We start from the raw sequence: 15,511 nt of genomic DNA on the forward strand, positions 1-15,511 counted from the left end.
GCGCCTATGCCTCGGCCAGCAGGCGACGCAGCTCCTCGCGGCGACCCTCGTCAACGAAGGCCGCCTCGATGGCGTTGCCGGCCAGGCGGCGGCACGTGGCCTCGTCCCAACCGAAGGCGCGCTGGCAGGCGAGGAAGTTATCCAGCAGGCCGCCGCCGAAGTAGGCCGGGTCGTCGGAGTTGAGGGTGACATTGAGCCCCTCCGCCAGCAGCTGGGGCAACGGGTGATCCGCGAGGCGCTCGACCACCCTGAGGCGCACGTTGGAGAGCGGGCAGACGGTGAGTACCGTCTGTTCGTCACGCAGGCGGGCGACCAGCTCGGGATCCTCCAGGCAGCGCACCCCGTGATCGATGCGGCAGACATCGAGCCGGTCGAGGGCGCTGCGAATATACTCCGGCGGCCCCTCCTCGCCGGCGTGGGCCACCCGCGGGATGCCCAGGCGCCGAGCGCGCTCGAATGCCTCGACGAACTTCTCGGGCGGATTGCCAAGCTCGGCGCTGTCCAGGCCCACCGCGTCGAGGGTCTCCCAGTAGGGCGCCGCCGCCTCGAGTACCTGCACCGCCTCATCGGCGTCACGATCGCGCAGGAAGGCCATGATCAGGGCGCTGGAAAGCCCCAGCTCCCGGGCCGCCTCACGCCTCGCCAGGGAGAGCCCTTCCATGACCACCGGCAGCTCGATGCCGCGGGCCAGGTGCGCCTGGGGGTCGACGTGCATCTCAACGTGCACCACCCCCTCGGCGCGGGCGCGACGAAAGTAGTCCATCGCCAGGTCATGGAAGTCGGCGGCGGTCTGGAGCACGCTCATGCCCTGGTAATAGAGATCGAGGAAGGACTGCAGATCGCGGAAGTCATAAGCGGCACGGGCCGCCTCCACCGAGGCGTAGGGCAGCGCGACCCCATTGCGCTCGGCCAGGGCGAACATCAGCTCGGGCTCCAGCGAGCCCTCGATATGCAGGTGCAGCTCGACCTTGGGCAGGCGGGTCAGGAAGTCACGCATGGCTCGTCTCGCTCTCCTCGGGTCCTGTCACCACATCCTGATCGAAAGCAGGCCAGCGCGCAAAGCCCATGGCCTCAACGCCCCCTTGACCCTGGCGACGCCCTCAGGGCAGTTCACGCAGGGTCTCGGCGAGCGCCTCACGGCGCTCCTCGCGCTCGGCCTCGGCACCGGCGCGTCGGGATTCCAGCTCGGCGATGCGCTCCTCCGCGGCCTCGAGATCGGCCAGGTAGCGCTGCCCGAGGTCGTTGTCGGTGCCCACCGCCCCCAGGTTGTCGCGGATCCGTGCCTGGCCCTCGGCGGCGCGTTCCAGCTCCTGGCCGATGCGCGCGAGCCGGCGCTCCACTTCGGCCAGGGCCCGGCGCCGCTCCAGCACCGCGGCGAGCCCTTCGGCGGTCTCTCCCTCGGCGGCCTCACGCCACTGCACCAGTTGCGCCTCGCCGGCATCGGCCAGGGCCACGCTCTGGCGACGCGTCAGCGTCTCGAGCGCCTCCACCTCGCCGCTCTCGCCGGCGGCCAGTCCCAGCGACAGGCGGTGGTGGCTCGGCGTGCTCTCGGCCAGGGCATCCGAGGCGAACTGCCAACCCTCACGGCGCGGGTGCTCGATCAGCACCTCGCGAGCCTCGCGGGCGTCGTTCTCCACCACATAGCGGGTGAGACGCCGCGACAGGTGGGTGAGGCGCAGAGCGCCGTCGACGATCACCATCCGCTCGAGCCGCTCCTCGGGGCGTGAACTCTCCACCACCCGCACCTGGCGGTCGGCGGCGAAGCTCGCCAGCCGCGTCTCGCCAGCCGGGATACCGGGCAGGTCGACATCCCCCACATGGCCGACCTCGGCGTCATACACGGTGACCAGTCCCGGCGGCAGCCAGGCGTCGGTGGTGTTCTCCAGGCGCACCGCGGCGACCGGATGGCGCTCGCCACGCTCGGGCTGGTAGAGAGAAACGCGCCGCGCCGGCAGCTCGGCATCGATAAAGGGCAGTGACAGGGTGCGACCGGCGTCGAGGTCCACCGGGACGGGCAACCGCCAGGTGGCCGCGGTGGCGCTGTCGCGCACCTGGGGGCGCGAGGCGGGCGGGGCCGCGGCGGACTGGACGCGATCCCCGGCCGCGGCGCCGAAGGCCATGGCCGACTCCAGGCGGGCCGCGCGAGGCTCGGCGATGGCACCCTCGTCGGCGCGCACCGGCGCGATGGCATCGGCGCTTACCGGCACCTCCGGGCGGGTCGGCCAGTAGCGCTCCAGCAGGCGCTGGGTCAGGGTCACCGGGGCGCCGCTGGAGAGGGTCAGGGCGACGTCGTCCCAGTCGCTGCCGCTGGCGTTCTCGATCACCGACCAGGCCTGCAGCCGCGCCCTGTCGTCGGCCTCGAGCAGCAGGCGGTAGGCGCTCTTCCAGACCGGGGCGGCCACCACATAGGTCAGCGACACCTCACGCTCGCCCTCCCCCTCCAGGGCGATGGCGATGCGGCGTATCTGATCGGTGCGTGCCCGGCCGCTGACCTCGGCGGCCTGGACCAGGCGCTCGCGCAGGGTCGCATCGAGGATATCCAGGCGCGCATCGTCGCCCAGGCGCAGCGTCGCCACAGCGCCCTCCTCATCGAGCAGCGACAGGGTGGCGACGCGGCGCCCCTGGTCGTCGGGATCGCTCATGGCGACGCCCAGCAGCACCCCCTCGAGATGCTGACCAGCGGCGCTGACGCGCACCTCCACCCCCTGGAGGGTCGCGGCCAGGCGCGCCACCGATCCCAGGTCCTCGGGCCCGAAGGGCAGCCGGCGAAACGTCTCCTCCTGGGTGGCCAGGCCATCGAGGCTGAGGCCCCGCAGGCGCCCTGCAGGGTCACGTACCACCAGGCTCTTGAGCACATCGTCGACCTGCTCGAGGGGCACCTCCAGCAGCAGGGTTCCGTCCCCGTCGAGGGTGGTGCTGCGCTGCACCTCGGCCAGTCCGCCGGAGGAGAGGGTCACCGCCTCTACCGGCAGCGCCTCGGCCAGGGCCGCGCCCATCGGCCAGAGGGCGGCCAGGGCGGCGGCGATGCGCAGGGGGGAATGGCAGCGGCCGCGCCGAGATGATGGATCCCTGACTGGCATGGTCGACTCCTTGAGAAAGCGGATTATAAAAGCGGCTTCAGATATACCCTACCAGGCGTCCTTCAACCAGCGTCAAGCGCCGCTCGACCCCCGGCGGGTCGAATGCCCCGCCCTCCAGTTGATGCACCAGGAAGATCGTGGTGCGTCCCGCCAGCCAGGCATCCAGGCGCGGCGCGAGCCGTGCCACGCTGGCGGCGTCGAGGCCGGCGAAGGGCTCGTCGAGCAGCACCAGGTCGGGATCCATCAGGTGCAGTCGCGCCAGGGCGAGCCGCCGCGCCTGTCCCCCGGAGAGGCGCCGGCCGCCCTCGCCCACCCGTGTTGCGAGCCCTTCCGTAAGCGCCTGCGCCCAGGCGGCCAACCCCACCCAGGCCAGCGCCGTCCATAGGGCGTCCTCCGTCGCGTCGGGCCTGGCCAGGCGCAGATTGGCGGCCAGGCTGTCATCGAGCAGGTCGATGCGCTGGGTCAGCGCCGCCACGCGGTGACGCAGCTCGGCCTCGGGCCAGGCCGAGAGCGCCATCCCGCCTAGCCGGATCTCGCCGGCGCCGGGTGTGAGCTGGCGCAGCAGCAGTGCCGCCACACTGGACTTGCCCGCCCCCGAGGCACCGCACAACGCCAGCCGCTCGCCGCGGGCCAGGCACAGCGAGAGCCCCGTCAAGGCCGGCAGCGGCGCCCCGGGGTAGTGCAGCGACACCGCCGCCATCGCGACCGAGAGCGGCCCGGGAGGTGGCGTCTCGCCAGCCGTCGCCGCGGACTTGTCCGCGGCCTTGCGCAGCCCATTGAGCCGCGCCGCCGCGCCCCGCGTGGCCCCCAGCCAAGTGAAGGCCGAGGGAAGGCCGGCCAGCGCCTCGCTCATGGCCAGCACCGCCAGGGGCATCATCACCGCCAGGGCGCCCGAGAGCTCACCGGCCTGCCAGGCCGTGGCGGCGAGCCACAACGCCACGAGCGCCGCCGCCCCCACCAGCAGGGCGGCCAGGGCATTGCCCAGCGCCACCAGGGTGCCGAGCCGCTGCTGATCCCGGTAGAGCTCGGCCTCAAGGGCCTCGAGGTGGCGGCGATGATCCGCCAGGGCCCCATAGGCCTCCAGCTCCGCCATCCCCTGCAGTTGCTCCACCAGGCGCCCTCTCAGCGCCTCGCGACCCGCGACCTGCCGCCGGCTGGCGGCCATCCCCAGCCGCGCCTGCCCGACCACCAGCCAGGCCCAGCCGGCCAGCAGCAGCATGCCCACGACGAGCCCCGCCGTCGCCGCGAACAGGGCCAGGAAGGCCGCCAACCCCAGGATCGCCAGCAGTGCCACCGCGGCCGGTGCCAGCAGGCGCAGAAAGAGGCTGTCCAGGGTATCGATATCGGCGGTCAGGCGGTTGAGCCAGTCGCTGGCGCGGCGCTGTGCCAGGGCGTGGGCATCGAGCCCCGCCACCACGCCGAACAGCCGCCCACGCAGGTCGGCCAGCAGGCGCAGCACCGTGTCATGATTGTAGAGCCGCTCCAGGTAGCGGCTCACCGTGCGGGTCACCGCAAAGGCGCGGATGCCTCCCCCCGGCAGGTAGACATCCAGCCGCGCCGCCACGCCAGTGGCCAGCAGCAGCCCGGTGAGGCCGGTGGCGGTGATGAACCAGCCCGAGAGGGCCAGCAGGCCGATGGCCGAGACCAGCGTCAGGGCCATCAGTCCACTGCCAGCGGCCAGCCGCCCACGGTGACGGTCCAGCATGGCCAGCCAGGGGGTGAGCTCGGCGAACAGGCCTCGTTGCCCCTCGTCGGGTCGACTCATGGCGCCCTCCCTTGGCATTCATCCAGTGCCAGGCGCCGGTCGGCCATTGCCATCAGCGCCGGATGGTGGCTGGCAATCACCAGGCAGCGCCCCTCCCGGGCAAGCTCGCCCAGCGCTTCGACGACGGCCGCCTCGGTCGCGGCATCCAGGCTCGCCGTGGGCTCATCGAGCAGCACCAGGGGCGCGTCGCTGAGAAATACCCTGGCCAGCGCCAGTCGCTGGGCCTGGCCCCCGGAGAGCCCGGCGCCCCGCTCGCCCAGCGGCGTGGCAAGTCCCGCGGGCAGCCGCGCCAGCAACTCACCCAGGCCGGCACGCCGGAGCGCCTCGCGCAGGCTCGCATCGTCGGCAGCGGGGGCGGCCAGGCGCAGGTTATCGGCCAGGCTGCCCTGCACCAGCAGCGGGCGCTGGTCCATCCAGGCGATACTCAGCCCCGGGGCCGTCAGCCGTTGCCCCTCCACGGGCCCCAGGAAGCCGGCGAGAAGCGAGAGCAGCGTGGACTTGCCGCCTCCCGAGGGGGCAGTGATCACCACCACCTCACCCGGCGCAAGGGTCAGGTCCAGCGGCCCCAGCACGCGGCCGCGCCCCGGGTAGTGCACGCACACCCCCTCGAGCCGCACCAGGCAGCTTATGGTTGCCGCCGGCTCCTCGGCGGGGTGACCGCGCAGCACGACGGGGTCCTCGTCGAGCAGCGCCACCAGGCCATCGGCGGCTCCCAGGGCCGCCGCACGGTCGTGATAGTGCTGGGAGAGCACGCGCAGCGGCTGGAAGAACTCCGGGGCGAGCAGCAGCACCAGCAGGCCGCTGTAGAGGGTGAGCTCGTGCGAGGGACCGAAGCGGAGATAGCCGAGCAGGCCGAAGCCGACATAGATCGCCACCACGGCGATGGCCACCGAGGCGAAGAACTCCAGTACCGCCGAGGAGAGAAAGGCCACGCGCAGGGTGCGCAGGCTGCGCAGGCGGTAGTCGTCGGCGGCGGCGTGGACCTCCGCGGTCGCCTCTCGCGTGCGCCCGAAGAGTTGCAGGGTACTGACCGCCCGCACCCGGTCGATGAAGTGGCCGGAGAGCCGCGCTACCGCCTCGAACTGCTCGCGATTGAGGCGCTCGGCGCCCATGCCCACCAGGGCCATGAAGAGGGGAATCAGCGGCGCCGAGAGCAGCAGGAAGAGCGCCGCCAGCCAGTCGAGCCAGGCCACCGCGGCGAACACCAGCAGCGGCTGGATGACCGCCAGGAGTCGCTGGGGGCGATAGCGCGCCACATAGCCGTCCAGGGCCTCCACTTGTTCCACCAGCTGACTGGCCAGGGAGGCCGAGTGACGGGCGGCGAGCCCCGCCGGCCCCAGGCATGCCAGGTGGTCGAGCAGCTCGGCCCGGGCCCGACGACGCAGCGCCAGGCTGGCGGCGAGCCCCAGGCGCTCCTGGGTGAACAACGCCAGGCTGCGGGCCACCACCAGCACCAGCATGCCAAGCACCAGGGGGAGCAGCGCGGCTGGCGGGACCTTGTCGACCAGCAGGTCGCTGACAACGCGGGCCAGCAGCGCCAACTGGACCAGGGTCGCCAGGGTGGCGGCCATCCCGGCGGCGACCGCCAGGCCGAGGCGAACGCGCTCCTCGGCGGCATGCGCGGCCAGCCACCGGGACGCCCGCCCGGTGGTGCTGCTACGACCAGCCACCGCCTAGTGGTAGCCGTCGCCGGGACGGACCTTGCCGCGGAACACCCAGTAGCTCCAGGCGGTATAGGCCAGCACGATGGGGATCACGAAGAGCACGCCGATCAGCAGGAAGAGCTGGGACTCGGGCGCCGAGGCGGCGTCCCAGATGGTGTAGTTCGGCGGCACGATCACCGGCCACTTGCTGGCCACCAGGCCCAGGTAGGTGAAGATGAACAGCCCCAGGGTGGCGATGAAAGGCTGGCCCTCCTGGCGCCGGTAGACGGCCCTCAACAGCCAGGCGGCACAGGCCAGGGCCAGGGTCGGCAGCACCCAGATCAGGTGGATATGGTTGAACCAGCGCTCGAATACCGCGGGGTCCACCAGCGGGGTCCAGAAACTGATCATGGCGAAGGCGGAGAGCACCGCCAGCAACAGGGACGGGGTGATGCGATAGGCCCAGCGCTGCACCTCGCCTTCCGACTTGAGGATCAGCCAGGTGGCGCCGAGCAGCGCGTAGCCCGTCATCAGGCTGACGCCGGTGAGCACCGCGAAGGGGGTCAGCCAGTCCAGGGCGCCGCCGACGAAGACGAACTCCTCCACCGGGAAGCCCTCGATATAGGCGCCCACCACGGCGCCCTGGGCGAAGGCGGCCACCGCGGAGCCCCAGCAGAAGGCGCGATTCCACCACACCCGGTTGCGCCGCGACTTGAAGCGGAACTCGAAGGCGATGCCGCGGAAGATCAGCCCGGCGAGCATCAGGAAGACCCCGATGTAGAGCGCCGGCAGGTAGACCGAGTAGACCAGCGGGAAGGCGCCCAGCAGGCCGGCCCCGCCCAGCACCAGCCAGGTCTCGTTGCCGTCCCACACCGGCGCCACCGAGTTCATCATCACGTCCCTGGCCTCCTCGTCCGGCGCAAACGGGTAGAGGATGCCCAGGCCGAGGTCGAAGCCATCCATGAGCACATACATGATCACGCCAAAGCCGATGATCAGCGCCCAGATCACGGAGAGGTCGAAGGATGCCATGTCACTGCCTCCAGGTCGGGGCCGCATCGTCGTCGAAGCGGGCGTTGGCTGCCGAGAAGGGACGCTTGGCGTGATGGGCCTGGCCGGCATCATCACCCGATTCAGGCAACATGCCCTGGCGCACCACACGGGTCAGGTAATAGAGGCCGCAGGCGAACACCACGGCATAGACCGCCATGTAGCCGAGCAGGGTGAACAGCGCCATGCCGCCGGTGAGGGACGGGGTCAACCCCTCGGCGTGGGTCATGATGCCGTAGACCAGCCAGGGGGCACGTCCGGTCTCGGTCACGAACCAGCCGGCCAGCACCGCGACGAAGGGCGTCACGCTCATCACGCGCAGCGTCTGCAGGAAGCCACGATGCCGATAGACACGGCCACCGCGCCGCAGCCACAGCCCGACCAGGGCGACCCCGATCATCAAGAAGCCCAGCCCGACCATGACCCGGAACGACCAGAACACCAGCCATACCGGCGGCTGCTCCTCCTCCGGCACCTCGCTGATCCCGGGCACCACACCGTCGGCATGATGGGTCAGGATCAGGCTGGCCAGGTTGGGGATGCCGATCTCGAAGCGGTTCTCCTGGGCTCCCCGGTCGGGCCAGGCGGCCAGCAGCAGGGGCACATTGGGGCCGGTATCCCAGTTGCCCTCCATGGCGGCCACCTTGGTGGGTTGGTGCTCCAGGGTGTTGAGGCCATGGAAATCGCCGATCACCGCCTGGGCGGGGGTCAGCACCAGCAGCAGCCACAGGCACATGGAGAGCGCGCGGCGGTTGGCCTCGACGTCACGGCCGATCAGCAGGTACCAGGCGCTGACCCCCGCCACCACGAAGCCGCCGGTGACGAATGACGCCATCACCTTGTGGGAGAAGCGCCACGGGAAGGAGGGATTGAAGATCGCCGCCGCCCAGTCGGTGATATGGAAGCGACCATCGATCAGCTCGGCACCGGCCGGGGTCTGCATCCAGCTGTTGGCGGAAAGGATCCAGAACGAGGAGATGAAGGTGCCCAGCGCCACCATCAGCGAGGCGAACAGATGCACCCCCTGGGGCACCTTGCCGCGACCGAACAGCAGCACTCCGAGGAAGGCCGCCTCCAGGAAGAAGGCCGTGACCACCTCATAGCTGAGCATCGGCCCGATGAAGTTGGCGGTGGCGTAGGAGAAGTTGCTCCAGTTGGTGCCGAACTGGAAGGACATCACGATGCCCGACACCACGCCCATGCCGAACACCACGGCAAAGACACGCGTCCAGAACAGCGCCAGGCGATCCCAGGCGGGGTTGTCGGTCTTGTAGAAGAGGCCGTTGAGCACGGCAATATAGGACGCCAGGCCGATGGTAAACACCGGAAAGATGGCGTGGAAGGAGACGACGAAGGCGAATTGCAATCGCGACAACAGAAGAGGATCCAGTTCCATGACGCTTGCCTCGTTACATGGGTAACTCGAGAAGGTCGCAAGGGATGCGGATGCACACTGGCGAGTGCATTGTGCCTCGGGAACCGATAGTCGCCGGTACCGTGACGCATTCCTCCTGGACACCAAGGGACAGGCAAAGCCTAGGCGCCCGTCGGATGTAACGCTACTCTAGCGCGACGGCGCAATCCCCGTCTCGGGGGGGTGTCGCGTTGTCGCAGCCGACCATCAGCCGGCACCACCGCTGATCACCAGGTTCACCATCCAGCCGGTGTAGGCGATGAACATCGCCAGCAGCGCCGCCCCCTCGAAGCGGTTGATGCGCCCCTGGCGCCCCCGCCAGCCCAGGGCGAACACCGCCAGCATGAGCGTCATGACGCTCATCAGGCTCCAGTCGCGCAGCAGCACCTCGCTGCCCACCTCGATAGGATGGATCACCGCCGCAAGACCGACCACACCCAGGGTATTGAAGAGATTGGAGCCGACCACATTACCCAGTACCAGGTCGTGTTCGCGGCGACGCAGCGCGCTGATCGAGGAGGCGAGTTCGGGAAGCGACGTGCCCACCGCCACCACGGTCAGGCCGATGATCAGGTCGCTGACCCCGAAGCCCTGGGCGATGGCCACGGCCCCCCATACCAAGACGCGCGAGCTGATGACCAGCAGCACCAGGCCGACACCCGTCCAGACCAGGCCGGCCTTCAGGGTCATGGGATGGACCTGCAGGCTCTCCTCGGTCTCGGCGGCCAGCGGGTCCGCCCCTTCGCCACGGGCCCGCCAGATGCTGACGCCCATGAAGGCGGCCAGCAGTACCAGCAGCAGCGCACCCTCCGGGCGACCGACCACTCCCTCCCACATCAGCAACGCCGAGAGCAGCGTCACCGCACCCAGCACCGGCAGTTCGCGACGCACCACCGAGGAGTGCACCACCAGCGGCGAGACCAGTGCCACCAGCCCCAGGATCAGGCCGATGTTGGCGATGTTGGAGCCATAGGCGTTGCCCAGCGCCAGGCCGGGATTGCCCTGCCCCGCCGCCAGCGCCGAGACCACCAGCTCAGGCGCGGAGGTGCCGAAGCCGATCACCAACATGCCGATCAGCAGGGGGGAGAGCCCCAGGCGAGCGGAGGTCGCCGCCGCACCATCAACGAAGCGCTCGGCGCTCCACACCAGCAGGACAAGGCCTGCCACTACCGCCACTGCGGGTAGGATCATCGTCTCGTTCCCGTTACATTCAGGTTTGCATGTTGGAATATGGTAGTGCCCGCGGGGACGTGTCACACTTTCATCCAGCCCGCGGCCCGCGCGCAGTGTACGCCCGCGCCGGGCATCGAGTGAAGCCGGGCACCGAATGCAGCCGAGCCCCTGGAGAGACGCCCCCTTGGCCATCCCCCCCCTGCGCATCCCCCACCGCCTGAGCTCCCCGCCATTGCTGCAGGGCGAGGCGCCGCGGGTCGAGCGTACGCCGCCGGAGAGTCGTGCACGCCGCCGCCTGCGCGCCTGCGCGGAGTGCGACTGGGTAGTGGCACTGCCGCCGCTGCGCCCCGGCGAGAAGGCCGACTGCCCGCGCTGCGGGCATACCCTGGCCAAGCGCCACTTTCGACCCGCCCAGCGCAGCATGGCCCTGGCCCTGGCGGCCCTCATGGCCTTGGGCCTGGCGCTCGCCTTCCCCTTCCTCAGCTTCAGCGTGGGCGGCATCGGTAACCGCATCGAACTGACCCAGACCGCCACCACCCTGATCGGCTTCCACCAGCCGGTGGTGGGCGGGGCGGTGATCATGACCATCGTCGTGCTCCCGGCGGTCTACCTGGCCGGGGTGATCTGGCTGCAGCTGGGACTGCTGCGCGACGACCCCCTGCCGGCCAGTCGCACCATCGCCCGCTCCCTGTCGCACCTCAACCCCTGGATGATGGCCGATGTGTTCATCATTGGTGCCCTGGTCAGCCTGATCAAGATCGCCAGCATGGCCGACATCAACCTGGGCGTGTCGTTCTGGTCATTCTGCGCCTTCGCCCTGCTGCTGCTGCTGACCACCCAGTCGCTGGATGCCGACTGGATGTGGTTCTCCCTGGCCGGTGAACCCCGCGCCCCGCAGGGCACTCGAACCGGGGAGACCGCCGCCCCCCAGGGGCTCACCGGCTGCCACACCTGCGGCCTGGTCGGCCGCCTCAATGCCGCTGGCCAGGGTCGCTGTGAACGCTGCAGCGAGGCGCTGCACGCCCGCTACCCCCACAGCCTGCAACGCACCTGGGCGCTGCTGGCCGGCGCCTCGATCATGTATATCCCGGCCAATGTCTATCCCATCATGACCACCACCAGCCTGGGGCATAGCCTACCCTCCACCATCATTGGCGGCGTGGTGGAGCTGATCCAGATGGGCTCCTGGCCGGTGGCCGCGATCATCTTCATCGCCAGCGTGATCGTGCCGGCGGGCAAGCTGGTGGCCCTGGCCTGGCTGTGCCTGGTGGTCCGCCGCAGCAACGAGCTCAATGCGGCCACCCGCACCCGGCTCTACCGGCTCACCGAGTTCATCGGTCGCTGGTCGATGATCGACATCTTCGTGGTCGCCATCCTGGTGGCACTGATCCGCGCCGGCTCGCTGATGTCCATCGAACCGGGGCCGGCCGCCCTTGCCTTCGGCGCCGTGGTGGTGATCACCATGGTGGCCGCCATGACCTTCGATCCGCGCATGATCTGGGACAGCCCGCTGCCACGCAGCAAGCAATCGCCACCCACCTCCCGCCCGCTGGACGACACCCGGAAGGAAACTCTGGATGAGTGAAGAGACATCGCGTCACGACGACGCCTCCGCCCCGCCTGACCGCGCCAGGGCCACGCCCCAGGCGCGTTTCTCGCCGATCTGGATCGTGCCCATCGTGGCGCTGCTGATCGGCGCCTGGCTGGTGTGGGACAACTACCGCAGCCGCGGTCCGCAGATCACCCTGACCATCGCCAATGCCGAGGGCATCGAGGCCGGCAGCACCCTGATCAAGACGCGCAATGTGGAGGTGGGGCGGGTCGAGCAGGTGCAGCTCTCCGAGGACCTTTCCAGTGCGGTGATCACCGCGCGCATGAGCCCGGGCAGCGAGGCGATGCTGCTCGAGGACAGCCAGTTCTGGGTGGTCAAGCCGCGCGTCGGTCGCGAGGGCATCAGCGGCCTGGGCACCGTGCTCTCCGGCGCCTATATCCAGCTGCAACCCGGCAAGAGCGAGATCGAGTCCCGCGAGTTCGAGGTCAGCGACCAACCCCCGGTCGCACCGGCCGGCACCGCGGGCCTGCGGATCAACCTGATCAGCCAACTGGGCAACTCGCTGCGTGCCGGCGACCCGGTCACCTACCAGGGCTACACCGTGGGCCGCATCGAGGAGGCCACCTTCGACGCCACCACGCGGCGCATGCAGCATCGCGCATTCATCGAGGCCCCCTACGACAGCCTGGTCACCGACAGCACCCGCTTCTGGTCGGCCAGCGGCATCGACCTGCGCCTGGACTCCGAGGGCTTTCGGGTCAACGTCGAATCCTTCGAGGCCCTGCTGGGTGGTGGCGTCACCTTCGGCGTGCCCGAGGACCTGCCACTGGGCGGCACGGTGGAGGCCGACACCACCTTCAACCTCTACCCGGACGAGGACACCGCGCGCCAGGGTACCTTCAACCGTTACCTGGAGTTCGTGCTGCTGGTCGACGATTCGGTGCGTGGCCTCTCCAAGGGTGCTCCGGTGGAGTTCCGCGGGGTCCGCGTGGGCACCGTGGCCGCCGTGCCCTGGAACTTCACCGCCGAGCAGCCCACCGGTCGCGGTGGCTTCGCCATTCCGGTGCTGATCCGCATCGAACCCCAGCGCCTGGGCATCGAGAATCAGGAGGTCGACATCGAGGAGTGGCGAGAGCGCTATGACCGCTTCTTCGAGCTGGGCCTGCGTGCCACCCTCAAGAGCGGCAACCTGCTGACCGGGGCGCTGTTCGTGGACCTCAACTTCCACCGCGACCTCGAGGACGACTATGCGCCGCTGACCTTCGCCGAACAGCGTGTCTTCCCCACCACCTCCGGCGGCTTCGCGCTGATCGAATCCCAGGTCACCGACCTGCTGGCCAAGCTCAACGACCTGGAGGTGGAGCCGCTGCTCGAGGGCCTCGATCGCAACCTGACCGCCTCCCAGGCAATGCTCGAGGAGGTACGCAGCCTCTCCACGTCACTGCGAGAAGTGGTCGAGGATCCCGGCACGCGACAGATGCCGGCCAACCTCAACGCCACCCTGGCGGAGCTGCGTGGCACCCTGGAGGGGCTCTCGCCCGAATCCGCGGCCTACCAGGAGCTGGTCGGCGCCGTGGGACGCCTGGAGCGGCTGATGCGCGACCTGCAGCCGGTGGCCAGGACGCTCTCCGACAACCCGCGCGCCCTGCTCTTCGACAGCCTCGATGCCGAGGACCCCATGCCGCGCGCACCGCGCGACTGACCCTATCTATGAATACACCTGGAGACCCCGTGATGAAGGCAAGGAGATGGATCGTCGGCGCCCTGACGGGACTGCTGCTGGGCGGCGCACTGGGGGGCTGTGCCAGCAACACGCCGGCACCCGAGCGCTACACCCTGCCCGCCGCCCCGGTCCAGGACCCGGCCGGTGCCGAGGCGCGCCACCAGCTGCTGCTGGCGGCGCCGCGGCTCGCCCATTACCTGGATGTGGATGGCATCGTCATGCAGGTCGACGACATCACCCTGGTGGAAGCCCGCCAACATCAGTGGGCCGAGGCCCTGGGTCGCCAGCTGCAGCGTGCCCTGCGCGACCGCCTGGCGAGCCGCCTGCCCGATACCCGAGTCATGCTCGACGAGCCCGCGAGCCGAGAGACACAGGCGCAGCACCTGGTGCTGGAGGTCGACCGCTTCCAGGGTCGCCACGACGGCCAGGCGGTGATCGGCGGGCACTTTCGGCTCTATGCCCCCGACGGCAACCTGCTCGCCATGCACAGCCTGGACATGGAGACCGTCCTTGCGGCCGACGGTTATCCGGCGCTGGTGCGCGCCCTGGGTCGTGGCTGGGACGACGTGGCCGACCGGCTCGCCACGGCCATTGAGCAGGCGCGGCCGCAAGAGTAGCTGCGTCGCGGCCAGCGTTCTGACATAATGGCGCTCGCGGCAAATCGGCGAGTCCCTCCTGCCGCGCCCTGACCCCCGAATTCTTATACGCCCCGGCCCGGGACTGGTCACGCGCGACTGCGTGACACGGCCGAGGCGTTCTGCGGAGACCGCATGACCTTTTCCGACCTCGGCCTGCGTGCCGAACTGCTGAGTGCCGTCGAGGCACAAGGCTATACCACCCCGACTCCGATCCAGTTCAAGGCGATTCCCGCCGTGCTCAAGGGCGGCGACCTGCTCGCCAGCGCCCAGACCGGGACCGGCAAGACCGCCGGCTTCACCCTGCCGATGCTGCAGCGCCTGGCCGACGGCCCGCGTCCCGGCAAGCGCCAGGTGCGTGCCCTGGTGCTGACACCGACCCGCGAGCTGGCCGCCCAGGTGGGTGAGAGCGTGGCCGACTACGGCCGCCACCTGACCCTCAAGAGCCACGTGATCTTCGGCGGCGTCGGCCAGCAGCCCCAGGTGGATGCCATCCGCCCGGGCCTGGACGTGCTGGTCGCCACTCCGGGACGCCTGCTCGACCTCCAGCAGCAGAAGCATGTCGACCTGTCGAAGGTCGAGATCCTGGTGCTCGACGAAGCCGACCGCATGCTCGACATGGGCTTCATCCACGACATCAAGAAGATCCTGCGCGTGCTGCCCGCGAAGCGCCAGAACCTGCTCTTCTCGGCGACCTTCTCCAACGAGATCCAGGCACTGGCGGGCAAGCTGCTCGACGATCCCGAGATGATCGAGGTGGCGCGCCGCAACACCACCGCCGAGACCGTCGACCAGGCGATCTATCGCGTGGACCGCGAGAAGAAGCGCGAGCTGCTGGCCCACCTGATCACCACACACGACTGGCATCAGGTACTGGTCTTCACCCGCACCAAGCATGGCGCCAACCGCCTGGCCGAACAGCTCTCCAAGCAGGAGATTCCGGCCATGGCGATCCATGGCAACAAGAGCCAGTCCGCGCGCACCAAGGCGCTCGCCGCCTTCAAGACCGGCGACCTGCAAGTGCTGGTGGCCACCGATATCGCCGCCCGCGGCCTGGATATCGAGGAGCTGCCCCATGTGGTCAACTTCGAGCTGCCCAACGTTGCCGAGGACTATGTGCATCGCATCGGCCGCACCGGCCGCGCCGGCAGCGAAGGCCAGGCGGTATCGCTGGTCTGTGTCGACGAGCATGGGTTGCTCAAGGGCATCGAGCGGCTGATCAAGCGCGACCTGGAGAAACGCATCGAGCCCGGCTACGAGCCCGATCCCAATGCCAAGCCCGAACCCATCGAGAACGGTCGCAACCGTCGCGGCGGTGGCGGTGGCCGCGGCGGCAATGGCCAGAAGCGCGGTGACGCCGGCCAGAACCGAGGCCAGGGGCAGCGCCGGAGCGCCGAGCAGCCCACGGCCACCCGCCGTCGCCGGCGGGGCGGCGGCGGTCGCCAGCAGGCCTGACGCCGGACTGGCAGGCAGCAT

11 protein-coding genes are annotated in these 15,511 nt (G+C 69.9%); 4 read left to right on the top strand and 7 right to left on the bottom strand.

Features of this window, described 5'->3' with window-relative positions; genetic code table 11:
• Positions 1-4: 4 nt before the first annotated feature.
• The 7 genes from NFH66_RS09335 to NFH66_RS09365 all read right to left on the bottom strand — a co-directional run bounded on the left by NFH66_RS09335 (position 5) and on the right by NFH66_RS09365 (position 10,143).
• Positions 5-997, bottom strand: coding sequence for an adenosine deaminase (locus NFH66_RS09335; RefSeq protein ID WP_349610054.1), 993 nt, complete (start codon positions 995-997; stop codon positions 5-7).
• A 103-nt stretch (positions 998-1,100) separates the two neighbouring features.
• Entirely contained in the window at positions 1,101-3,080 is a 1,980-nt protein-coding gene (locus NFH66_RS09340) for a DUF4139 domain-containing protein (protein ID WP_349610055.1), read from the bottom strand.
• Positions 3,081-3,117: 37 nt separating this feature from the next.
• A complete protein-coding gene (gene cydC, locus NFH66_RS09345; RefSeq protein ID WP_349610056.1) occupies positions 3,118-4,845 on the bottom strand; it encodes a thiol reductant ABC exporter subunit CydC in 1,728 nt (575 codons plus the stop codon).
• The gene (gene cydD / locus NFH66_RS09350) at positions 4,842-6,515 is read right to left on the bottom strand and encodes a thiol reductant ABC exporter subunit CydD (RefSeq protein WP_349610057.1); all 1,674 of its coding nucleotides are present in this window, start codon (positions 6,513-6,515) and stop codon (positions 4,842-4,844) included. Before cydD ends, cydC begins: the two co-directional genes overlap by 4 nt.
• A 3-nt stretch (positions 6,516-6,518) precedes the next feature.
• On the bottom strand, positions 6,519-7,520 hold the full coding sequence (cydB, locus tag NFH66_RS09355) for a cytochrome d ubiquinol oxidase subunit II (RefSeq protein WP_349610058.1): 1,002 nt from the start codon (positions 7,518-7,520) through the stop codon (positions 6,519-6,521).
• 1 nt (position 7,521) lies between these two features.
• A complete protein-coding gene (locus NFH66_RS09360) occupies positions 7,522-8,934 on the bottom strand; it encodes a cytochrome ubiquinol oxidase subunit I (RefSeq protein WP_349610059.1) in 1,413 nt (470 codons plus the stop codon).
• A 225-nt stretch (positions 8,935-9,159) separates the two neighbouring features.
• Positions 9,160-10,143, bottom strand: coding sequence for a calcium/sodium antiporter (locus NFH66_RS09365; RefSeq protein WP_349610060.1), 984 nt, complete (start codon positions 10,141-10,143; stop codon positions 9,160-9,162).
• Positions 10,144-10,315: 172 nt separating this feature from the next.
• Here NFH66_RS09365 and NFH66_RS09370 point away from each other — a divergent pair, with 172 nt between their 5' ends.
• The 4 genes from NFH66_RS09370 to NFH66_RS09385 all read left to right on the top strand — a co-directional run bounded on the left by NFH66_RS09370 (position 10,316) and on the right by NFH66_RS09385 (position 15,490).
• Positions 10,316-11,710: a PqiA/YebS family transporter subunit gene (locus NFH66_RS09370; protein WP_349611695.1), complete on the top strand. Its 1,395-nt coding sequence runs from the start codon at positions 10,316-10,318 to the stop codon at positions 11,708-11,710.
• Positions 11,703-13,379 carry an intermembrane transport protein PqiB gene (gene pqiB / locus NFH66_RS09375; protein ID WP_349610061.1) on the top strand — a complete coding sequence of 559 codons (1,677 nt, stop codon included), beginning with the start codon at positions 11,703-11,705 and terminating at the stop codon, positions 13,377-13,379. The genes NFH66_RS09370 and pqiB overlap by 8 nt, the downstream gene beginning before the upstream one ends.
• A gap of 32 nt (positions 13,380-13,411) precedes the next feature.
• A complete protein-coding gene (locus NFH66_RS09380) occupies positions 13,412-14,017 on the top strand; it encodes a PqiC family protein (protein WP_349610062.1) in 606 nt (201 codons plus the stop codon).
• A 153-nt stretch (positions 14,018-14,170) separates the two neighbouring features.
• Positions 14,171-15,490, top strand: coding sequence for a DEAD/DEAH box helicase (locus NFH66_RS09385; RefSeq protein ID WP_349610063.1), 1,320 nt, complete (start codon positions 14,171-14,173; stop codon positions 15,488-15,490).
• Positions 15,491-15,511 lie beyond the last annotated feature (21 nt).

Origin of the sequence: Halomonas sp. H10-9-1 (assembly GCF_040147005.1) — a bacterium.
In the GTDB taxonomy this organism is placed as follows: Bacteria; Pseudomonadota; Gammaproteobacteria; order Pseudomonadales; family Halomonadaceae; genus Halomonas.

Bases quoted from the DNA above. Each gene is read 5' to 3' on its own strand.
- NFH66_RS09335 (WP_349610054.1), bottom strand. From the start codon at position 997: ATGCGTGACTTCCTGACCCGCCTGCCCAAGGTCGAGCTGCACCTGCAT.
- NFH66_RS09340 (WP_349610055.1), bottom strand. From the start codon at position 3,080: ATGCCAGTCAGGGATCCATCATCTCGGCGCGGCCGCTGCCATTCCCCC.
- cydC (WP_349610056.1), bottom strand. From the start codon at position 4,845: ATGAGTCGACCCGACGAGGGGCAACGAGGCCTGTTCGCCGAGCTCACC.
- cydB (WP_349610058.1), bottom strand. From the start codon at position 7,520: ATGGCATCCTTCGACCTCTCCGTGATCTGGGCGCTGATCATCGGCTTT.
- NFH66_RS09360 (WP_349610059.1), bottom strand. From the start codon at position 8,934: ATGGAACTGGATCCTCTTCTGTTGTCGCGATTGCAATTCGCCTTCGTC.
- NFH66_RS09365 (WP_349610060.1), bottom strand. From the start codon at position 10,143: ATGATCCTACCCGCAGTGGCGGTAGTGGCAGGCCTTGTCCTGCTGGTG.
- pqiB (WP_349610061.1), top strand. From the start codon at position 11,703: ATGAGTGAAGAGACATCGCGTCACGACGACGCCTCCGCCCCGCCTGAC.
- NFH66_RS09380 (WP_349610062.1), top strand. From the start codon at position 13,412: ATGAAGGCAAGGAGATGGATCGTCGGCGCCCTGACGGGACTGCTGCTG.
- NFH66_RS09385 (WP_349610063.1), top strand. From the start codon at position 14,171: ATGACCTTTTCCGACCTCGGCCTGCGTGCCGAACTGCTGAGTGCCGTC.